Raw genomic sequence first — 20,733 nt, 5'->3', positions numbered from 1 at the left:
GGAGGGGCGCTCGTCCAGACTGTGGGCATGGAGTTCTTCTGCTACCACCGCGATCGGTCCGACTCCGTGGCGCTGCGCAACGAGCTGCTGGAACAGCACTGGTCCTACATGGACCGGTACGAGAAGGAGATGATCGCCCGGGGCCCGACCCTCACCAGCGACGGTGACGCGGCCACCGGGAGCGTGCACATCGTCGACTTGCCAGATCCCGCCGCCGCCCGCGCGTTCGCCTTCGACGAGCCCGGCTACCAGGCCGGCGTGTACCGGGACGTGCTGCTGCGCCGATGGCGCAACATGCTGGGGCGCACCATGTGGGATTTCCCCGGTGGCCGGACCGGTGGCAACCGGTACCTGGTGCTCGGCCTCGGCATGGGGCAGGCCGTCGACCTCGTCGTGCCGCCCGACCGGGACGAGTTGATCGCGTACGGGCCGCTGCTGTCCGACGACGGCACCACCTGGCTCGGTACGGCGGCGCTGATCCGGGCGCCGGACCCGGACACGGCACGTGCCGTCCTGACCCCGGACCGGTATGCCGACATCGAGGTCCACAACTGGCAGTTCGGCGGCCGACCGTCATGAAGCGGACGTCCGGACAGTACTGAAGTGCCGAGTTGTACCAGGCCGGGAACGGGGGAGCGCCGTCGGCGGCCGATGCCGCCGACGGCGCCGGCCTGCGGCGGGGCTGGGGCGCGTGCCTTGGGCATGGACCGGTCTTGCGGCCGAGGCCCCTGCGTTCGCCGTGACGCACGCGTCAGGGACGCTGATCGTGAGTGAGCCCGCACCGCGCTTCAGTCCAGGGTGACTCGATAGACAGTCGACTCTCTCCGTCGGAAACCCGCCCGCTCGGGCGAGCCGTCCAAGCCGATGGCGCGTCAGTATCCACGGACACGGGACACGACCGTCTGGGTACGCGTACGGAGGGTGGTGCGCGGCGACGCCGAAGCAGGATGCCCACGTGACGGACTCTCCTGCAGAGACGGCCTGGCGGGTCAGCTGCGTCAGCCTGCGCGGCTCTTCTGTCGCCCGCAACGAGATTGCCTCTCTATTTCTCTGCCATTGCTCCATGCGGGTGGTGTGGGCCTTTGGGGCGTCACCGTCGAAGAGAGATGGAGTCAGGGCGGACGTCACGGGCTCGGGCCTGGCCGTCGGCCGCTGACCTGCGGGTTCGAGGAGATTTCTGTTCAAGATGCTGGACGGGTCAGGTGCTACTAACGTTTGGTAGTGAGAGTGGCAACTGGGGCGCGCCCCTGGGCGGCAAGGTTCCCGAAGGGTGGGAACCGATCAGCCGCGAGACGTGCTCCCGCTTCGCGCTGTGACCTCCGCGAACCGCGCCGCATGTTCCGCGTGCGCTGTGGCCGTCCACCTTCGATCTTCAGTGGTGGAAGGAAAGGTAAAGACTCATGCGAGCACCTCATATCAAGCGTTCTCTCGCTGTAGCCGCCGCCGGTGTGATGCTGGCCGGTGGCGCCGCTGTCGGGGCGGCGGGTACGGCCACGGCGGCTCCTGCCCACGCGACCTCCGCGGCCAGCCACTCCTACGACTGGTGCGGCTGGTGGGGTGACTGCTACGGGTACGGCTACGACAACGGCTACGGGTACGGCTACGACAACGGCTACGGGTACGGCTACGACAACGGCTACGGCCACGTAGCCATCGTCGTAGTGACCGTACCTGGCGGCTACGGCGGCTACGGCGGCTACGGCGGTTACTGAGCCAACTTCGGGAAAGGTGAATTGGACGGTCCTCTCGAATGAGGGGACCGTTTTCATGGGGGCAGGGGCGCACGAACCGTCGGCTCCGAGGGACCCGGCATCGCCGAGCAACAGCCGCCCATTCCAGACAACGCTGTTCCGGTGTGTCGGGGCCGTGGGCTGGGCTTCTGCCGTTCGTGGTGTGGTGTGTGGTGCGCGACGGTGGGTAGTGGTCCCGCTACATCGCGCTGTGTCGTCCCGACGTTGGGTCCCAGGCGCCGCTGAAGAAAGCCGGCTCGAGCACGTCCGCTTGGAATGCGGGCCATCCGAGGCGGGACGAGGCGAGTTGCGCGGTGGCGGCCATCAATCGCTCGTATACGCCGTAACGGTGCGAGGCCGAACCGGCCCCGGCCGCAGAGCCGTCTGGTTCGCCCTGGCCGACCGGGCACCGATTCGCCGACCGCACCAGAGCCTCGGACTGTTATCGCGTCGCGAAGTGACTCCGGCTCGCCCGGCGCAGCGCCGGGGTAGAGCGCAGCTCCTGGAGCGGTCGGTTCAGGAGGTTGCCCGTCGTTCCGGCGCGTCCAGGTGGTCAGCTTGGGTCGCGCTGGGAGAGGAGCGGGCACCGGAGTCATTGTTCACGGCGAAGTGACGGGGTCGTGCCCACGGCTCCGGATGCCCGCTGGATCAGTTTCACCGCAGCTCTGTTCCGGGGCAACGATTTGGGGCCGGCGCCGGGCAAAAGTCGCACCGATGGAGCAGCCGGACCGCGCCGGTGCCGCCGGCCCCGTCTCGCGCGCTGGTGGCCAACTCCCGCCGTACTGTCACGGCTACGGACGGACGGGGCACCGCAGCGCCGACCGCGACATCCGGGGCGCAGGGCCGACGCGAAACCGCGCAGCCTGCTGAATGGTCTGTTGAAGGACGTCGACTCCCTGACCGGTGCGGCCCCGCCCAGTACCGCGGCAAGGGTGGACGCTGACCGCGGCTCAGAGCGCAGGAACAGAAGGCATATGACGGCTGCTCAGGAGAAAGGGGACGTGTACTCGTTCCGTACTGGAGCGAGCTACCTGGCGCCGATACGCCGAGGTGTGCGCCCGGCAGTCGCCGGACGGCTCACCGGTATCCCATATGTGCGTATTGAATGAGTTTGTGACTATTCATCAAAGAAGAAGCGTTATGTGCAAAATATCGCACAAGCACCCAATCGGCCCTCAAGGTCACTCCTTAGGTGCGTCCGATATGACAGATAAAATGCGTATTAGTACGTTTGTCAAGGATCGACGCACAGTCGATGTCTCTGAGACAAGGAGAACTGATATGGCCACGCGTACTGTCGCCGTGACCGCCGCCGTTGTAGGCGCCGCGGCCCTGGCAGCAACCGGAATCAACTACGCCATGGCCGCGGATACCCCCGCAGCCGCGCCCGTCGTTCAGCAGCAGACCTCCGCTCCCGCCGCGGCTCTGGGCGAGGATGGCGGCAAGCAGCAGGGCGAGGGTAACGGGGGCGGCAATGGCGGAGGCAGGGAAAACGGGGGCGGCAATGGCGGAGGCAGGGAAAACGGGGGCGGCAACGGCGGAGGCAGGGAAAACGGGGGTGGCAATGGCGGAGGCAGGGAAAACGGGGGTGGCAATGGCGGAGGCAGGGAAAACGGGGGTGGCAATGGCGGAGGCAGGGAAAACGGGGGCGGCTACGGCGGCGGGGGTAACGGGGGCGGCTACGGCGGCGGGGGTGACGAGGGCGGCTACGACAGGGGAAGGATTTTCTTGAACGAGCGGTCGTACTCCGCCCACCCCGATGGCTGCATCACCGTGGTGAGCGGTCTGGGCTCCAGGACACTCAACGTCCGCAACGACAGCCGTCGGACCGTTGAGGTCTTCCGCGGCGCGACCTGTGACAACGGCTCTCCCGTTGCCACGGTCGGCCCGTTCAGCACCAGCAACGGTGTCACGCCGCGTTTCGTCCACGGCGGCGTGTGGGTCAAGAACGGCGTCGTGGGTAGCTTCCGAGTGATCGAGGACCGCTACCGCGACAAGTGGTGACAAGTAGAGCCAGCACAGCGTGGAAACCCCGGCCCGTCGGAATAGGGCCGGGGTTTCCGGGCATTCGATTCGCGGTGCGCATCGGTTCGGCGTCGCGGAAGCCGCAGGGCGCGACCGCGGACACTTGGACGACCGGGTCTGCCCCGGCGCGACGGAACCGGAGCGTGGATCTTGGCTGTCTCAATCCCTGCCGAGACGGGGCCGGATGGGGGAGTGATCACTGTGTACGGGGAAGATGTCCATGCCGGGCGCAAGGTTCGGACGAAGGACGGCCTCTGCGTGCCCGGTTTGGTGAACCTCGCGCTGGGCGTTCCCGCGACCGTGCCGCTCTATCTCGCGTGGTGGCTGCTGACCGAGTACCTGCCGATGGACTGCAGGACGGCGGAGGACGTCGTCAGACCCGGTCTCACCAACTGCAACTTCACGACCCTGGATCATGCTGGTGTGGTCATGTTCCTCCTGGTGGTGACCGGAGTGTTCATGCTGGCGTTGGTGTTCGCGGTCGATGTGATCCTGCCGCGCCGTCACCGACGACGTCTCGGGGCGTGGCTCGGAACCGCCGTGCTCATCCCCGTTCCCTTCGCGGTCTGCCTGGCGCTGGCCTGACGACGGCCCGAGACGTGTGCCCGAAGGACTTGGAGGTGCCTCGCGGCCCGCACCGCTCAGCATGTGTCCCGTCTTAAATGATCTGGTTCGGTGTCGGGCCGCTGATGTGCGGCGACCAGTTCAGTTGAGACATGGAGGTGCCGGGAATCTCGGGTGATGTGGTCTCGGGCGGGTGAATGCCGGATGCTGTCTCAGCTGATTTGGTCCGGCTCTGCTGTTTCGAACTGATACCACGCCTGGGTCGTCAGCCACGACTGGTAGTCCCTGAAGATTCTGGCGAGGCCGTCGGACTGTTCTCGTGCGTCGAAGAACTCGCCGAGGAGCCGGTGGAGCGTGGTCACCGCTGCGGTGTCGGCCTGCTGGGTGAGGGGGTGGACCCATCCCCCGGGGGCGAGGTGGCGGACGAGGATGGGCCAGGTCAGGTCGTGTCCTGCGCCGCGGCGGACGACGAGCCATTCCTGGAAGCCGGCGAGCATGTTCCAGTTGCTTCCGGCGTCCAGGCCGAGGACGAAGGCGGTGGTCGTGGTGAAGGTGCCGTCGAGGCCGTGCCGGGTGGGCTCGCGGCGGACTGCGGTCAGCAGCGCCCGGTACTGTTTGAACACGGCGGCGTGGAAGGTCTGTTGGGCGGCGGGGAGGTAGTTCCCTGTGGTGAGTTCAGTGTGGGTGATCAACGTGTCCGGGTTCTTGAGCAGGTGGCTGGACATGTAGCGGTGAACTGTTCCGTAGGAAACGGTGGCGTCGTGGTCGTCCAGCAGCTTCTCCCAGACCTCTCTCACGGTGGGGAGCTGGCCAGCGTGAATAGTGGCGTACTCGTCGAGGATGGCGTCGATGGTGGGGCCGACGCGTTCCTTGGCAGGGCCCACGATGGGGGGCCGTTTCTTTCGGGGCGGCGGCGTTGGCGACTTCAGGGCCTGCCGGACCGTGGCGTGGCTGACGTGGTGACGCTTCGCCAGATGAGAGACCGGCAACTGCTCGGCTTGAGCGTCCTTGCGGATCGCCGCGAAGAGCGCGGGCTTGTCCGCGCTCCTGGTGAACCTGCGCTTGGGTCTGTCGGGTTCCGTACGTTTCTGTCGCACCAGATCGGACAGCGCCCGTTCCAGCGCGTCTTGCCGGCGTCCGGTGACCGCTGCGAGGCGGTCGGCCCGCGGGCGTTTGCCGCGTCCGCAGTCCGGCGGACCAACGAGGTATCCGCGCAGGTAGCTGGGCTTGAGGTGGTTGGCGCGGGCCAGTCGGCGGACGTAAGAGTCCGTACTTTCTCCGGGTTTTGGCCGGGGGCGGACCGGCAGCAGCCGGAGTCGGCCGTCGTCGTTCTCGCCGGTGGTCATGAGGCTGGTCGGGCTCTGCGGTTCTGGGCTGCGCGGTCGAGCTTCACGCTCTGCAGGGACTTGCGGGTGATCTTCTCGGTGCCGTCCAGGATGGCGTCGATGGCCGCGCCGCGGATGAGGTGGGACAGGGAGCCGATCATCCCGCCGGTGCGGTCGTGGAGGTAGTGGGCCAGCCCTTCCAGGGTTCCGGATCGGTGGTGGTGCAGTCGCAGGGCCTGTTCGAGGGTGGTGACCAGCCCGGTCCATTCCTCGGTGCGGGGGAAGGGAACGGTCTCGATGACCCCGAACCGTCCGGCGATCTGCCTGCCCCGGGTGCCGTCGAACAGACCGCCTGCCTCCAGGTCGACGCCGGCGTAGACGAAGGTCGCGGGAATGCGCTCGGAAAAGTACTTCAAGGTGTCCGATACCTCGGCGCCGTTGCGGGTCGCGAGGGAGAGATTGTGGAGTTCGTCGACACACACGACGGTGACCCTCGCGTCGATGAGGACACCGCAGACGGCTTCGATGACATCGGTGATGTTGGCTCGGGTGGTGACGGGCAGGCCCAGGAAGCGGGCGAACTCCACGGCCAGCATGCGCGAGGTCGCGGCGGGCGGGACAGTGACGTAGACCACCGGGATCCGTCCGTCGACTCCGGGGTGCCGACGTCGGTCGATGGCCTCGATGGTCTTGCCGAACTGAGTGAGTGCGGTCGTCTTGCCGGTGCCGGCCGGGCCGGACAGGATCAGGCCCCGGCGGGCGCTGATCGCATGCCGGTTGAGCAGGGTCAGGCGCCTGCCGGTGTGGACGACGGTGCGCAGGGTGGAGGTCTCGGCCACGGTCAGACGGGTGTGGTAGTCGATGCGGCCGTCGTCGTAGTCCAGCCGCTCGTCCGGGTCCAGGCCGTGCAGGATGCGGTCGGGCAGCAGGTCAGGCGGGGCCGGATCCCGGACGGCGAACTCCCGCCAGCCTTCCAAAGTGGTGAGGTAGCGGTGCAGTTCCTCCCGGTCCAGGGCCCGTCGCCAGCCGTGGTGCCGGCCTGGGTCCGGCTGCCGGCCGGGGGTGGGTCCGGTCGCGGTCACCATCGCTTGTCAGCCTCCTTGAAGGGGTCGAAGACGCCGAGCGGGATGACCTTCGCGACCGGTTCGTCCCGGGTGTCGCCGCCCTCCTCGTCGTCGTGGGGCGGCGGGTCGTCTGTGCCGGCCGGTGCCGTCTCGGGCTGGGGCGGCCGAGGGCCGGGGTTCTCGGCGGCGGCGCGAGTCCGGGCGGCGACTCGCCGGTCGCGACGGGAGGGCCGAGCCTTCCCGTCGCCGCTGGGGCCCTGACCGGCTCTGGTCAGGAGTTCCGTGACCGCTTGGGCGATCTGTCCCTCGGTCGGGTCACTCTCGCCCCGTTGACGCAGGTCAGCCGCGGCGTGGTCCCAGGCCAGGTCGCCGAAGGGCTGCGGGACGGTGCCGAGGTGTTTCCAGGGAACCGGGATCCAGCCGCCTTCCCAGTGGTTGCGGACCCAGATCCAGTTGGCGTCATAGGGATCGCGGTGGACCTCCCACAGATCCCGCTTGCGGGTGACGCCGGAGGGCTGACGCCGCAAGGGTCCCAGCTCCGGGCAGTCGTAGATGCGGTGATTGATCTTGATGCCGTAGGAGTTGACGGCCCGCCAGGTCGAGGGCAGCAGTTCGACGTAGTCGTCCCCGGCGAACGCGAGAGGGACGTAGCCAGCGCTCTCGATGAGGCTGGCGTACTTCTCGTTCGGGGTGAAGGTCCGGCCGGGGATGCCGGGGTCCCTGAGCCCGTCGTGGCGCCTGTTTTGCCACTTGGCGACAAGCCATTCGTCCAGAAATTCCTGGATCTCCAGCATCGACCACAGCGGCTCGTCCTCGACGCGTCGGCCGCGGTGTTCGGCCGTGCGGCCCAGGTAACCGGGGAGGAACTGGCAGAACAGCGTGGCCACCGATTCGAGTGTGCGTTCGATGTGGGGCTTCTCCGCGGGCGAGCGGGGGTGGCAGGGCTGGAAGTTGATCTCCAGAGTGCGGCAGGCGGAGCGGAAGTTCTCCGAGATGAACGCCTTGCCCCGGTCACAGACAATGGTCTCGGGGATGATCACCGGCCGCGCGGCAGCGTGTCCCAGGCGCTCGTCCAGGGACAGCAGCCTGCGGTGCGGCAAGACCGACCGGGACATCTTCAGCGCGTCCACCCAGCCGGGCCGCATCGGCTCCGGGGTCAAAGCGCGGGCCAGCAGGAGCGAGGCATCCACTGACTTGGTGGTCGGCCGTACCACCACGGCGGCGATGGTCCGGGTGGCGACGTCGACGAGGCCGCAGAGCTCGACCCGGCCGGGCATCCCCTCGTCGAGCCGGACCAGCACGTCCAGTGGCGTGGAGTCGATCTGCATCAGTTCGCCCGGCGCCGCGACCTGTTCGTAGCGGAACGGGCCCTCGGGCTGGTCGGCGAGGGACCGGCGGGTGCGGGCCGAGCCGGTCACGTGGACACCGCGGGACAGTTTGCCGAAGAGCCGGTAGAACGTGGCCCGCGACGGCATCTCCACCACGTCCTTGCCGTGCTCGGCGGCCAGGATCTGCTCGGTCCGCCAGCGCGCGTACTCGATCGTGCGGGTGGACGCTTCCACGCTCTCGGCGATGGCCTGGCGGATCGCCATCACGACGCGCGGATCGGCCTGGCCCAGCAGCGAGGCATGCGGGGCGAGCCGGTGGTCGACCACCGCTTCGACGCCGCCGGCCTCGTAACGCTGCCGCTTGCGTTTGACGGTCCGTGCGCTGATCTCCTCGCCCAGCGTGACGAGTTCGGCGGCCTTGGTCCGCTCGCGCTCGGCCAGCGAGCGGGTGGCCGGGTCGTACTCGGGCCGGGGCCGGGCGCCCGCCGGGGCATCCGGCGGCAAGCCGGTCAGGAGCTCGACGAGGTGCCGCTGCCACCACAGTGCGCGGTCTGCCACATCCTTGGGCAGATGCCCCAGCAGCGCAGCCGAACCCAACGCGGCCCGCTCACCAGCGCCGAGGACGGCGAAGTCCTCGGCGGCCTGGAGATGGACCTGGTCCACGAGCATGCCGGTGCCGTGGACGTCGGCCAGGCGGACCCGCATCCCGGTCAGTCCGACCACCGTGTAGGTGTGGTCCTGGAACCGGATGCGATCGCCGAGCCGCAGCCGACCCGGACGCGCGGACCTCACGACCGTCCCCGGGCCGACAGGCGGACGACCGTGGCGGCGCCAAGCGGGGCCGCGATCAAGTCCGCCGTCAGTTCGTGCTGCCAGAGCAGGTGATAGAGCACCGGCATCACCGCCAGCCGGTCCCCGATCCGCTCGGCGCCCGCGAGAAGGGGCTGCGGTTCGGTGAACACCTCCCGCAGCTGGTCCGCCACCGACGTTCGGTGGCAGCGCGGATGACGGTAACGCGACAGCCAGCGCAGATTCGCCCGGAATGGCTGGTCCAAGTCCCCGACCAGCCGGAACTGCCAGCCCACCATGGCGCAGATCCGCGCGGTGACCGCGAAGACCTCGGCGGCCTCCTCGTCGACCAGGCTCTGGGGCCGGACATCGACGACCGCACCGGTGCCGTCGGCGAGCCGTGCGAAGTAGTCCGGGGTGTGCTCGCGATCCCGCTCGTCATCCGTCCAGGCCAGGCGGAAGGGCTGGGAGGCCAGAGCGACGACGGAAGGATCGAAATCCAGGGCCATCGCGGCATCGACTCTGTTGCCGAATTAGTGGTGCGGGGTAGTCCCGTTCCGGGATGATCTCTCTCGCGGTCGTCTTCCCGTCACCGGCCGCAGGGGTGTTGTGGGTGTCCATGCGTCCGGAAGGTCTTCCGCCGGTGCCCGAGCGGACTGCGGTCATAGCCCGTAGGGCGTTCCCGAAGAGCAGCTTGCCGATGCGGGTGCGTGACCGGCTTCAGGACGTGTTCTCGGACGAGCCGTTCGCTGAGGCGTTCGGGGTGCGGGGGGCACCGGCGCTGTCGCCGGGGGTGCTGGCGTTGGTGACGGTGCTGCAGTTCGCCGAGGACCTCACCGACCGGCAAGCCGCCGCGATGGCGGTGCGGGCCATCGACTGGAAGTACGCGATCGGCGTTGAGCTGGACGATCCCGGCTTCGACTTCACGGTCCTGTCGAAGTTCCGCGCCCGGCTCGCCGACAACGGCATGGAACGCATCGTCTTCGACCCGCTGCTGGAGCACTGCCGTGCCGAGGGGCTGGTGGCCGCGGGCAGCAAGCAGCGGACCGACTCCACCCATGTGATCAGCGCGGTGCGTGACCTGAACCGTCTCGAGCTGGCCGGGGAGAGTGTGCGGGCCGCACTGGAGGCCCTCGCGGTGGCCGCCCCGGCCTGGCTGGCAGGCGTGATCGACGTTGCGGAGTTCGCTCACCGCTACGGCCCGCGCGTCGACGGCTGGAAGATGCCGTCATCGAAGACGAAACGCGAACAGCTGGGACTCGTGTTCGGCCAGGACGCCCTGCGGCTGTGCCGGGCCGCCTGGGACGCCGAGACCCCGGTATGGATCCGGGAGATCGAGGCCGTCGCGTTCCTGCGCCAGGTCCTGGTGCAGACCTACAGCATCCGCGTCGACGCCCGGGGACGGGAGGTGGTCAGCAAGCGGGACGCCGACAGTGACGGTGTCCCGCCCGGCAGTATCCGCCTGGCCTCGCCCTACGACCCCGACGCCCGCTGGGCGGCCAAGGGCGACGACCTGTTCTGGATGGGTTACAAGATCCATCTCACCGAAACGTGCCACCCTTCCACCGAAGCCGAAACCTGCCGCCGTGTCCCGGTGCCGAACCTGATCACCGACGTGCACACCACCGACGCGACGGTCCCGGACGTGAAGGCCACCGCCCCGATCCAGCAGCGCCTTCACGAGCACGGTCTCAAGCCCGCCGAGCACTATCTCGACTCCGGCTACCCCTCGGCCGACCTGATCACCGCTGCGTCGAAGCAGGGCATCACCATGGTCACCCCGGTCCTGCTGGACCACTCCCCGCAGGCCCGCGCAGCCGAGGGCTTCGACAAGACCGCGTTCACCGTGGACTGGAAGACCCGCCAGGTCCGCTGCCCCGCCGGCCGCACCAGCTCTACCTGGAACCCCGCCCGGCAGCACGGCCAGGACGTCATCGTCGTCAAGTACAGCGTGACGACCTGCACCCCCTGTCCCCTCAACAGCCAGTGCACCACCGCCCGGCCGCTACGGCGCACCCTCACCCTGCGGCCCCGAGAACTCCACGACACCCTCGCCGCCGCCCGCAGCGAGCAGAAGAGCGAGACCTGGCAGAAGAAGTACGCCCTGCGCTCCGGCGTGGAGGGCACCATCAACCAGGCCCTCGACGTCACCGGCATCCGCCGGGCCCGATACCGCGGACTACCGAAGGTCCGCGTTCAGCACGCCTTCTCCGCCGCCGCCCTCAACATCGTCCGCCTCGACACCTGGTGGACCACCGACCCCCTACGGCACCCCCGGACCAGCCGACTCGAACGCCTCAACTACCAACTCGCCGGCTGACCACGAATTCAGCAACAGAGTCGGCATCCCGCTCAACCCACGACTCGTAGCCCACCAGAGACCGAGAGGTCGCCGCCCAACAGTCGCCGGTGAAGTTCTTCTGCCCCTTGAAAGCGGTGAACTTCCGGGCTGGCGAGGAAAATTCGAAGGACTCGCCCCAGTAGCGAGCCAGCGGACCAAACCGCACGGCTCCGTCCGCGTCGACGAACTGCACCTGGACGTCCGACGCGTACTCCCAGGCGGGTATCGCCTTCGCGGGCTCGCCCACGAGCACCTCCCCGCCGCCCTCGCCCCTCCACTTGCAAGGGTGGAACACCCGGCGGGCTCCCGGGCCCCGGACGCGGAAGGCGTCACCCCAACGAGCGACATCTTTGTGAGAGTCGATGCCGGTCGCTGTTTGACTCGGTCTGGTTCGAAGTCACGCGTCTCGGTCGGCTTCCTGAGCTGCATGCTCCAGCCGGCTTCGATGGTTCTCCCACCACGCCGAGTCGCCCGGCGGCATGCTGTCGTTGCCCTTGTTCATCCCGACGGCACCGTCTATGAGCTCCCGGAGGATATCGGCGTGCCCGGCGTGCCGGTGCGTATCAGCGATCACTCGCACTACGGCATGATGCAACGTCACCTCGTCCCTGCCGTTGGGCCACCACGGCACCTTTCCGGTCGTGTCAAGCGCCAGCGCATCGATTGTCGCGTCTGCGTGCGCCCACGCCCGGCGGTAAACCTCCACGATGTACTCGCGTGACTCATCGGCGGTGGCCCACATATCCGCGTTGGGCTCAGCACCGTCATCGAGCCAGGGCAGCGGCTCGCCGGACGGCCGTCCGAAGGTGTCGCCGAGGTAGCCCAGTTCCACACTGGCCACGTGTTTCACCAGGCCCAGGAGGTTCGTGCCGGTCCGCGTCAGCGGGCGGCGGATGTCGTACTCCGAGAGCCCTTCGAGCTTCCACAGCAGGGCATCACGGGCGGACTGCAAGTAAAAGTGAAGGTCAGCCTTGGCATCCGATGCGGTCATGGGGCCAGTCTGCCGCCCGCGCGATCTTTGTCCACCGCCTTTTCCACCGCTCGCGGCGAACCAGATCATCTGACACGACGAGCGAATCGGACCAGATCACTTGAGACAGGGACCAGATCGACAGAGACGGGACAGCATGGGATGAGACGCGCTCAACCATTGATGAGTGTCCTGTGACATCGAAGTTTGAGCGGGTGTCATCGAAGTTTGAGTGACCTGGGTCACTTAGACGGTGTCCTATGTGGTGAGTTTGAGGAGTCGCCTGTAGCAGCACAGGGCAGCGGCAAGGCCGAGAAAAGCCAGGTAGTTGCGGGGGGTTGCGTTCGTAGCGGGGGCTGAGTCTGCGGTAGCCGGACAGCCACGAGATCGTACGCTCGATTGTCGGCGTCGACGTCAGCGGGCGAATCCGCGGCCGGCAGCACGGTTGGTTCCGCCGCAGCACGACGGCATCCGGTACGGACGCGGAGTCCGTACTCCCGCGTCCTGTCGCAGACGCGGCAGCACAGCTCGCTCGGTCTCTCGATGTGGTGCCCTATCGCAGGTCGTCGACGTCCAGTTCGGCGCCGGCCACCAGGGTGACCTCGCCCGCCGGGGCGGCGGCGTCCTCGACAGCGTGCGCGCCGGGTACCTGGGACGCGAGGACCGCGGCCCGGTCGGCGAGGCCCGGGGGATAGGTGACCGTGGTGCGGCCGGGGTGCGGCGCGTTGCCGGTGCCCGTGACGGTGAACCCGGCCTCGCGCAGTCTCTCGGCGACCGCGGCGGCCTTCCCCTCGGCGTCCGATCCGTTGAGGACACGCACGTGTACGGAGGACGCGTACAGCGGATCTTTCGCGTCCGCCTCCAGGCTCTTCTTGTCGATCTCCCTGTCCTTGGCCAGGGCGGTGAACACGGTGGCGGCCTGCGGGTACTGCCACACCACATTGGCCTTGTCCGTCGGGACGTCGGCTTCGCGCGGATAGCTGGGAACGGTGAGGAACGTCAACCGGTCCTCGGGAACGCCCTTCAGCTCGGACGCGAGGCCGGTGAGGGCTTTCGCACCGGCCAGTTCGTCGTCCGTGGTGAGGGACTTGGTGAGGGACTGCAGCAACTTGTAGAGAGCGACGGGGTCGGTGATCTTCGACTTGGCCTTCTCGGCCAACGCCGACATGAACTCCTGCTGGCGGCCGATGCGTCCGGTGTCGGAGCCGTCGCCCACGCTGTAGCGGGCACGCACGTAGCCGAGCGCCTTCTCGTCCCTGATCGTCTGGCAGCCGGCCTCCAGATCGAGGTGGGCCTTCTTGTCGTGGATGGCCTGCTCAGGGCAGACCTCTATGCCGTCCAGGGCGTTGACCATGCCCTTGAACCCCTGGAATTCGACCGACATGAAGTTGTCGATGCGCAGACCAGTATTGGCTTCGATCGTCTTGATGGTACAAGCGGCGGCGTCGGCCACCTCGCCGCCTGTGCCGCCGAGCGAGAACGCCTCGTTGATCTTGAAGTGATGGACCTCGGAGGTCGTACCGTCGCCCTTGTCGCAGGCCGGTATTCGCACCCAGGAGTCGCGGGGTATGGACACGACCGCGGCCCACTTCCGGTTCGCGGGGATGTGCAGGACCATCAGCGTGTCGGAGTGCATGGTGCCCCCCTCCATGCCGCCGTACCGGGCGTTGGCCCCGGACCTGCTGTCGGAGCCCACGACCAGGATGTTCCGCGACCCGGGACTGAGGTTCTCCGGGCGGTCGTCGCCGAGCTTGCCGTCGAGGGGGGCGCCGTGGATGTTGCCGTCGAGGTCGTTGTAGATCCACGCACCGGCACCGCCGGCGCCGAGGACGCACACGGCGCCGATACCGGCGGTCCAGGCAACGATCCGGCCCCGCCGCGTCAGCCCGTCCGACTTCCCGCCCGCTCGCCTACGCGAGCGCCCGGCCGCCGGAGCACTCTTTCGTCCGCGTGTCCCACCCATGTGAATCGCCCCCCGCGCCCCGCCCCGACCACCCGGCGTGACCGGACACCAGACGCCCGATGTCGATCACCGGACTTTATACGATCGTTTCGAACGTGCAGCTGTTGGTGCAGCGAGGCTCCTCCCGCTTAATACTCCAGCCGTAGATCGTGATCTTGTTGGTGGGGGTCGGCTTGATCGGTCAGCCTGTCAGGTACGGTGCAAGCCATGGACGGCCGCGTGTACGTGCCCTGGTTCTCGGTCGGAGAGACCGATGAGGACGCGTTCGAGACGCTGGAAGGTGCATGGCGCACGTTCGTGTCCGTACTGCGCGAGCGGGCTGTCACCTGGCCCTGCGAACCCGACGACACCCTCATCCTCCGCCCTGAGGAGACCGGATTCGCACATCTGCTGGCCCTGCTCTACGCGGTGACGCCTGGAACCCATGTCATCTCCCATGTGTTCGGTGCGTTCTTCGACGGGCAGGGTGTGCTCGGTACCGAACTGCACGATCAGATGTACATTCCCCTCCAGGGGTCTGTGGTGGGAATACACCGCGTCGCCGGTTCACCCGCCCGCTGCGCGGAACTGACTGCGGACTGGTTTGAGCGCATCCTGCGGGGCCAGGCTGGCAACTGGCCGCCCCGGGGTCGTGATCTTCACGTCTGATTCGCGGATGGTCTGCGGTAATGGCCAGCCTGGGCTCGGGCCTGGTGGCGGCGTCGCCAGGCGGACCAGCGGAGCCGGTGGGCTGCATCGCACATGGGCCGGACGACGAGCGTCGTGAACAGTCGCTGGATCTCGTTGCAGGTGAGCGGAATCAGCCCGTCCGGGGCGGGATGGCGGGCGTGTTCGTCGGCACGGACGACGGCGAGGAAGGCGTGGGCGAGCATGGACAGAGTGACCCAGCGAGACCACGAGGTGAAGCGGCGGACCTGGTGCTCGTCCAGTCCGGCCAGACCCTTTCCGGCCTGGAAGGTCTCCTCCACCCGCCATCTTGAACCGGCGACGCGCACCAGCGTGGCCAGGGGTACCGGGGCGGGCGAGAAGCAGCGGTAGTAGGCGAGTTCTCCGGTGGTGCGGTTGCGGCGGATCAGCAGTCGGTGACTGCCGGGTCGGAGGTCGGCCAGGTCGATGACGGCCCAGTCGTAGAAGCGGTGCCCCTTGGCTCCCGCGCCTGCCGACAGCTTCTGCCAGGCACGCTTCGGCGCCTTCGCGGCGAGCGTGTCGGCACGGAACTTGCCCGCCCTGGTGGTGACTTCGGCCGAGCAGGCCACCGCGAGGACGTAGCCCAGGCCGCGTTCCTCCAGGGCGGTTCGCAGCTTCGGGTTGCCGCCGTAGACCTAATGGGCAATGAAGAGAGGCCCGCTCCCCGCATAACCGGCCCGCCAGACTTGGACCGAGAGAGCGGAGTCACGCTTCGACGCAGGGAAGGCAGAGGACGGTACTGGGGGAACCGCACCGTAGACCAGGGGCTCGACCCCTGAGATGAGACTCGGTCCCTCGTATCGCCGTCTGCCCTCGCCCTCTCGGCCGCTGTGCCGGACGCCGACGTCGGCGCGACGCCTACCGAACACCTGGGCTCAAGCCTCGAAGAAGACCGGCGGGTGCCGACGCTCGCGGCCGGCACCGTGACCGAGCACATGATCGGACCGTTGATGCTTGTGGTCCGAGCCGCCCGCAGGGAGCACCTCTTCCGTGTTCGGGAGCCGCCGAGCTCTCGCCAAGACCGAGGACCCTGCGGGTCGCTGGGGTCACGAACGGCTAATCGGATGACGGGCCATCGAGCCCTGCCATTAGGGAGACGCGTGCCCCGCACGGCTGTGACCAGCAACGACAGGCAATTCGACCGAGAGGACGTGAACCGCTTTGAAGGTGTCCTGCGGCATCGACTGGGCCAGCGACCACCACGACGCCGCCATAGTCGACAACACCGGATCGTTACTGGCCAAGGCCCGGATCGACGACACCGCCGAGGGACTCGCCGAGCTCCTGCAGCTCCTCGCCGAGCACGGCGACACCGCCGAGGCCCCCGTCCCGGTGGCCATCGAGACCTCCCGCGGTCTGCTGGTCGCCTGCCTGCGCGCGGCCGGCCACCCTGTCTACGCGATCAACCCGATGGCCGCCGCCCGCTACCGCGACCGCCACGCGGTCTCCCGCAAGAAGTCCGACCACCTCGACGCCATGGTGCTGGCGAACATCCTGCGCACGGATGCCGCCGCCCACCGCCAGCTGCCCGCCGACACCGAACTCGCCCAGGCCGTCGCGGTCCTCGCCCGCGCCCAGCAGAATGCCGTGTGGGACCGCACCCAGGCCGCCAACAAGCTCACCTCGCACTTGCGCGAGTACTTCCCCGGCTTCCTCGCCGCGGTCGGCGTCCGCCGCGAGGGGGTGTGCCACCCAATCGCCCGCACCCTGCTGGCCGCCGCCCCCACCCCCGTACAGGCCGCCCGACTCACCCGCGCCCAGCTGCGGTCCCTGTTGAAGAAGGCCGGCCGAAAGAACACCCTCGACGCCGAGGCCGACCGCCTCCATGCCGCACTCCGCCTGCCCCAGATGCGCCAACTCCCCCTGGTCGAACAGGCGATGGGACGTCAGACGCTCGCGCTGCTGCGGCAGATGGAGGCCGCCTGCACCAGCGCCGACGACCTCGCCGAGGCCGCGGTGGAGTCTTTTGAGAAACACCCGGACGCCGAGATCATCACCAGCTTCCCAGGGCTCGGCACTCTCAGCGGCGCCCGGGTGCTCGCCGAGATCGGCGACGACCGATCCCGCTTCGCCGACGCCAAGGGCCTGAAGGCCTACGCCGGGTCGGCCCCGATCACCAGGGCCTCGGGCAAGAACATGGCCGTCCTGGCCCGCCGGGTCAAGAACCAGCGGCTGGCCGGCGTCGGCTACATGTGGGCCTTCGCCGCTATGTCCCACTCCGACGGCGCCCGAGCCCACTACGACCGCCGCCGCGAGGCCGGAGACCGCCACACCGCCGCCCAGCGCAACCTCTTCAACCGCATGCTCGGCTGCCTCCACCACTGCCTCACCCGCCGCGTCTGCTACAGCGAGACAGTCGCCTTCCCTGCACCCTCTGACGCTCAACTCACGGAGGCCGCTTGACAGATCTTCCGCATCGGATGTCTCGTCGCCAGCGACCCAGCCGACGCGGTGTCCGGCGTCCAGGAACCGTTCGACCATCGTGCGGGCCAGCTCAGGCTTGGTCGCGAAGGCGATGTCCTCGCCGAGCCCCGCCGCCCGGCAGCGGTCCGGGCCGCAGGTCCAGGACCGGGGCACGTACAATTCCCAGTCCACCGCCGCATGGCCTCGGGCACCTGCATAGACCAGGTAGACGGCGACCTGGGAGTTCTCGATCCGCCCGGCCGTGCCGGTGTACTGACGCTGGACCCCGACGGTGTGGACACCCTTCTTCACATCGCCGGTCTCGTCCACGACCAGCACCGCCTCCTCATCGTGCAGGTGCTCGACGACGTACTCGCGGACGTCATCACGGACGGCATCGGTATCCCAGGAGGCCCGGCACAGCAGATGCTGCATGCCGTGCGGACTCGCTTCCCCGGCCCACTCCGCGATCGTCCAGCAATTCTTGCGCGGCAGGTCCGACAGCAGGCCCAGCACCAACCGCCCGGCCCGGCGCCGTGGTTCGACCCGGGCAAACCGTCCCGCGATCCGCCCCATCAGGGCCTCGAACGCCTCCCGCCAGCGAGCGGGATCTATGCTGTGACCTGCGGCCACCGTCTCATCGTTGTTCCACACAAGCCACGATGATCAACGGTGGCCGCACCCGTCTCCACACCGGCCCGACCAGCAAGATCACGATCTGGGTCTGTACAGCGAACGGTGGGACTCGGTTGATTGTTTCTACCGGCGTCCGGCGGTGAGCCGGCCGTCGAAGGTGATGTCGAAGGCTTGGAGTGCGGCTTTCCAGCGCATGGTCCAGCGCTTGCTTCCGGTGCCCTTGTGGGGTCCAGGCTCATCACCGCGAGGTAGACGCACTTGAGCGCGGCCTGTTCAGTGGGGAAGTGCCCGCGGGCCCTCACGGCCTTGCGGATACGGGCGTTGACGGACTCGATCGCGTTGGTGGTGCACACGATTTTCCGGATCTCAATATCGAACTGGAGGAAGGGGACAAACTCCGCCCAGGCGCTTTCCCAGAGGACATCGCATAGTGCCCCTCTTCGTGGCGTTTCTGAGGACACCTTGCTGGTCACGCATCCGTTCCATCCGCTGGTGGGGCGCCAGTTGCGGGTGTGTCGAGCGGTGCGCCGCTCCGGCGGCCTGGTGTTCATCTGCACGGCCGGTGACGGCGTGACGGTGACGCTCCCGCAGGAGTGGACGGACCGCGGCCCGGCGCCGGGCAGGAACCGGCTCGCAATCGACGGGCTCGGTGCGCTGTCTGCGCTGGTAGACGCCCTGATGAGCCGTGGTGTCGAGGCGAGGGGTGGTGGATCCTCGTGAAGGATGCCCTTCTTCTTGCGGCCTGCGGCGCCCGGGCATCGGTGAAGGGTGGTGACCATGGCCGAGGACTGGAGCCGGAGCGTCGTGCTGCTGGTGGCGAACATGGTCGAGTCCTTGGTGCGAAGAGAGGAGGACCGCGGTGAGCGGGCTGCAGAAGATCACGTCCTCGCACCGGTCGAGGCAGGCACTGATCTATGTGCGGCAGTCGACCTTGCTGCAGACACGGGAGAACACCGAGTCGACCGCCCGCCAGTACGGGCTGGCCGACCGCGCGCGGGAGCTGGGCTGGGCCCCGTGCGACATCGAGGTCGTGGACGCGGACCTGGGGGTTTCGGGCCGGTTCTCCGGAATGCGGGCGGGATTCCAGCAGTTGGTATCCCGGGTCTGTCTCGGCAAGGTCGGCGCGGTCTTCGGACTGGAGGTCTCCCGACTGGCCCGTTCCTCGGCCGAGTTCGGCCGACTGCTGGAGTTCGCGCGGCTGACCGACACCCTCCTGATCGATGGCGACGGCGTGTATGACCTGGGGATTTCAACGACCGCCTGGTGCTGGGCCTGAAGTCCACGATGAGCGAGGCCGAGCTGCACATCCTGGCCGGACGCCTGCAGGGAGCCCGCAAGGCGGCCGCCGAGCGTGGCGACCTGCGGCTGCCGCTGCCCGTCGGCATGGTCCATGCCGACGACGGGACCATCGTGGTGGACCCGGACGAAGAAGTGCAAGCCGCGGTTGCGGACGTCTTCGCCCTCTTTGACCAGCACGGCTCTGCTCTCGCCGTGGTCCGCGCGTTCGCCGGGCGTCGATTTCCCCGCCGGGACACCGGGGTGTGGGAAGGGCGTTTGGGCTGGGGACGGCTCACCCACGGCCGGGCCGCCGCAGTGCTGAAGAATCCCGTCTATGCCGGGGCCTATGTCTTCGGCCGCTCGGTGAGCTCTCGCAAGGTGCGGCCCGACGGCACCGTGATCACCTCGGTCAGCCGTCGTCCCCGCGATCAGTGGGCGGTGCTGATCTGCGACCACCATAAGGGCTATATCTCCTGGCAGGAGTATCTGCAGATCGAGGCGAAGCTGGCCGCCAACCGCACCCGCGCGAAGGCCCGGCCGCCGCGTGAGGGGGTGCCGGTGTGTCAGGGCATCATCTTCTGCGGCTCGTGTGGCTTCCCGATGAGTACCCGTTACCGGCGAGCGGACGGCACCGCGGACTACGTGTGCACCCGGGCCCGCAGCGATGCGCTCCTCACCCCGGGCTGCCACTCGATCGCCGCCGCGGCGGTCGACCCGCAGGTGGTCGATCTGCTGCTGGCCGCGCTGACTCCCGAGCAGGTGCGCCTCGCCGTGGCCGCGGCCGATGAGGTCCACCACCGCCACCAGCGCTCGCACCGGGCCGCCGAGCTGGCCGTGGAACGGGCCCGCTATGAGGCCGATCGCGCCGAGCGGGCCTTTGGCCAGGTCGAGCCGGAAAACCGGCTGGTGGCACGCTCGTTGGAGAGTCGCTGGGAGGCGAAACTTGCCGCGCTGGCCCAGGCCGAAGCGGCGCTGGCGGACCTGATCGCAGCCGAGCCGGCCCTGCCCGAGCCCGCGCAGCTGCAAGAGCTCGCCCGAGACGTGCCGGCCCTGTGGCGGTCGCCGACGACCTCGGCCAAGGACCGCAAGCGACTGCTGCGGACACTGATCGCGGACGTGACCGTGCTCCATGTCGATGACACTCGTGCCCATATCGGGGTGCGCTGGCATACCGGCGCCGTCGACGCGATCACCTGCGACCGCCGTACCAACCGCAACCCCACCCAGGCCGTCGACATCGTCCGCGACCTGCTGGATGCCCGCAGCGACGCCGAGATCGCCGACTGCCTCAACAGCCTCGGATTCACCACCGGCAACTGCCGCCCCTTCACGGTGAACTCGATCCGTCACATCCGGGCCCAGCACGCGATCGGCTCCAAGCGCAACAACCCCACCGGGCCCGGGGAGATCACCGTGCCCGAGGCCGCCCGGATCCTCGGCATTCACGAAGCCGCGATCTACCCCTGGATCCGCAGCGGCGAGATGGCCGCCCGCCAGACCAGGCACCGCCGCTGGTGCATCGCCTGGGACAACGACATCGAGGCGTACTGGAAACAGCGCGTGGCGGCCTCCGCCCACCTCAAGCGGCGAGCGAACACCAACTACGAGACAGGACAGGCAGTATGAAGCC

17 protein-coding genes and 4 pseudogenes are annotated in these 20,733 nt (G+C 68.4%); 10 read left to right on the top strand and 11 right to left on the bottom strand.

What is annotated here, in order from left to right; all coding sequences use genetic code 11:
• The first annotated feature begins 27 nt into the window (after nucleotides 1-27).
• The 4 genes from OH809_RS07510 (at nucleotide 28) to OH809_RS07495 (ending at nucleotide 4,340) form a co-directional block, all read left to right on the top strand.
• Entirely contained in the window at nucleotides 28-579 is a 552-nt protein-coding gene (locus OH809_RS07510; RefSeq protein WP_406423143.1) for a YciI family protein, read from the top strand.
• Between the two features lie 821 nt (nucleotides 580-1,400).
• A complete protein-coding gene (locus tag OH809_RS07505; RefSeq protein WP_406423144.1) occupies nucleotides 1,401-1,712 on the top strand; it encodes a hypothetical protein in 312 nt (103 codons plus the stop codon).
• Between the two features lie 1,299 nt (nucleotides 1,713-3,011).
• Complete coding sequence (locus OH809_RS07500) at nucleotides 3,012-3,734, top strand: hypothetical protein (RefSeq protein WP_406514944.1); 723 nt, start codon at nucleotides 3,012-3,014, stop codon at nucleotides 3,732-3,734.
• 222 nt (nucleotides 3,735-3,956) lie between these two features.
• On the top strand, nucleotides 3,957-4,340 hold the full coding sequence (locus OH809_RS07495) for a hypothetical protein (RefSeq protein ID WP_406423146.1): 384 nt from the start codon (nucleotides 3,957-3,959) through the stop codon (nucleotides 4,338-4,340).
• Between the two features lie 191 nt (nucleotides 4,341-4,531).
• Here the strand turns inward: OH809_RS07495 and OH809_RS07490 are convergent, their stop codons facing one another.
• The 4 genes from OH809_RS07490 to OH809_RS07475 form a co-directional block, all read right to left on the bottom strand.
• Entirely contained in the window at nucleotides 4,532-5,665 is a 1,134-nt protein-coding gene (locus OH809_RS07490) for a TniQ family protein (protein ID WP_406514943.1), read from the bottom strand.
• On the bottom strand, nucleotides 5,662-6,729 hold the full coding sequence (locus OH809_RS07485) for a TniB family NTP-binding protein (protein ID WP_406514942.1): 1,068 nt from the start codon (nucleotides 6,727-6,729) through the stop codon (nucleotides 5,662-5,664). Before OH809_RS07485 ends, OH809_RS07490 begins: the two co-directional genes overlap by 4 nt.
• Nucleotides 6,723-8,705 carry an integrase gene (locus OH809_RS07480; RefSeq protein WP_406516234.1) on the bottom strand — a complete coding sequence of 661 codons (1,983 nt, stop codon included), beginning with the start codon at nucleotides 8,703-8,705 and terminating at the stop codon, nucleotides 6,723-6,725. The genes OH809_RS07485 and OH809_RS07480 overlap by 7 nt, the downstream gene beginning before the upstream one ends.
• Before the next feature lie 119 nt (nucleotides 8,706-8,824).
• The gene (locus OH809_RS07475; RefSeq protein WP_406514941.1) at nucleotides 8,825-9,334 is read right to left on the bottom strand and encodes a TnsA-like heteromeric transposase endonuclease subunit; all 510 of its coding nucleotides are present in this window, start codon (nucleotides 9,332-9,334) and stop codon (nucleotides 8,825-8,827) included.
• Nucleotides 9,335-9,387: 53 nt separating this feature from the next.
• Between OH809_RS07475 and OH809_RS07470 the strand changes: the two genes are divergently transcribed.
• A complete protein-coding gene (locus tag OH809_RS07470; protein WP_406514940.1) occupies nucleotides 9,388-11,145 on the top strand; it encodes an IS1182 family transposase in 1,758 nt (585 codons plus the stop codon).
• On the opposite strand, the gene OH809_RS07465 is transcribed toward OH809_RS07470, so the two are convergent.
• The 4 genes and pseudogenes from OH809_RS07465 to OH809_RS07450 form a co-directional block, all read right to left on the bottom strand.
• Nucleotides 11,123-11,413, bottom strand: a complete 291-nt coding sequence (locus OH809_RS07465) for a hypothetical protein (RefSeq protein ID WP_406514939.1) — start codon at nucleotides 11,411-11,413, stop codon at nucleotides 11,123-11,125. The genes OH809_RS07470 and OH809_RS07465 overlap by 23 nt on opposite strands.
• A 150-nt stretch (nucleotides 11,414-11,563) precedes the next feature.
• Nucleotides 11,564-12,157, bottom strand: coding sequence for a DinB family protein (locus tag OH809_RS07460; protein WP_406514938.1), 594 nt, complete (start codon nucleotides 12,155-12,157; stop codon nucleotides 11,564-11,566).
• A 237-nt stretch (nucleotides 12,158-12,394) separates the two neighbouring features.
• Nucleotides 12,395-12,536: pseudogene (locus tag OH809_RS07455) on the bottom strand (IS5/IS1182 family transposase); the annotation flags it as partial.
• Between the two features lie 153 nt (nucleotides 12,537-12,689).
• Entirely contained in the window at nucleotides 12,690-14,099 is a 1,410-nt protein-coding gene (locus OH809_RS07450) for an LCP family protein (RefSeq protein ID WP_406514937.1), read from the bottom strand.
• Between the two features lie 207 nt (nucleotides 14,100-14,306).
• Here OH809_RS07450 and OH809_RS07445 point away from each other — a divergent pair, with 207 nt between their 5' ends.
• Nucleotides 14,307-14,747, top strand: coding sequence for a hypothetical protein (locus tag OH809_RS07445; RefSeq protein ID WP_406423148.1), 441 nt, complete (start codon nucleotides 14,307-14,309; stop codon nucleotides 14,745-14,747).
• Here the strand turns inward: OH809_RS07445 and OH809_RS07440 are convergent.
• A pseudogene (locus tag OH809_RS07440) lies at nucleotides 14,738-15,421 on the bottom strand (IS701 family transposase); the annotation flags it as partial. The gene OH809_RS07445 and the pseudogene OH809_RS07440 overlap by 10 nt on opposite strands.
• A gap of 526 nt (nucleotides 15,422-15,947) precedes the next feature.
• Here OH809_RS07440 and OH809_RS07435 point away from each other — a divergent pair.
• Nucleotides 15,948-17,189 (top strand): IS110 family transposase, encoded by a 1,242-nt coding sequence (locus tag OH809_RS07435; RefSeq protein ID WP_406514936.1) that lies wholly within the window; start codon nucleotides 15,948-15,950, stop codon nucleotides 17,187-17,189.
• Here the strand turns inward: OH809_RS07435 and OH809_RS07430 are convergent.
• Nucleotides 17,127-17,765: pseudogene (locus tag OH809_RS07430) on the bottom strand (IS701 family transposase); the annotation flags it as partial. The gene OH809_RS07435 and the pseudogene OH809_RS07430 sit on opposite strands and share 63 nt — an antisense overlap.
• A 183-nt stretch (nucleotides 17,766-17,948) precedes the next feature.
• Nucleotides 17,949-18,244: pseudogene (locus OH809_RS07425) on the bottom strand (transposase); the annotation flags it as partial.
• Nucleotides 18,245-18,287: 43 nt separating this feature from the next.
• On the opposite strand from OH809_RS07425, the gene OH809_RS07420 reads away from it, so the two are divergent.
• The 3 genes from OH809_RS07420 (at nucleotide 18,288) to OH809_RS07410 (ending at nucleotide 20,729) form a co-directional block, all read left to right on the top strand.
• A complete protein-coding gene (locus OH809_RS07420) occupies nucleotides 18,288-18,545 on the top strand; it encodes a DUF5372 family protein (protein ID WP_406514935.1) in 258 nt (85 codons plus the stop codon).
• Nucleotides 18,546-18,684: 139 nt separating this feature from the next.
• The gene (locus OH809_RS07415; RefSeq protein WP_406514934.1) at nucleotides 18,685-19,101 is read left to right on the top strand and encodes a recombinase family protein; all 417 of its coding nucleotides are present in this window, start codon (nucleotides 18,685-18,687) and stop codon (nucleotides 19,099-19,101) included.
• Nucleotides 19,089-20,729: a recombinase family protein gene (locus tag OH809_RS07410; protein WP_406514933.1), complete on the top strand. Its 1,641-nt coding sequence runs from the start codon at nucleotides 19,089-19,091 to the stop codon at nucleotides 20,727-20,729. Before OH809_RS07415 ends, OH809_RS07410 begins: the two co-directional genes overlap by 13 nt.
• The last annotated feature ends 4 nt before the right edge of the window (nucleotides 20,730-20,733 follow it).

The organism is Streptomyces sp. NBC_00873 (assembly GCF_045207415.1).
Taxonomy (GTDB): Bacteria; Actinomycetota; Actinomycetes; order Streptomycetales; family Streptomycetaceae; genus Streptomyces.
The sequence above is the reverse complement of the archived record's forward strand: the minus strand, read 5'-3'. Positions and strand labels throughout refer to the sequence as shown.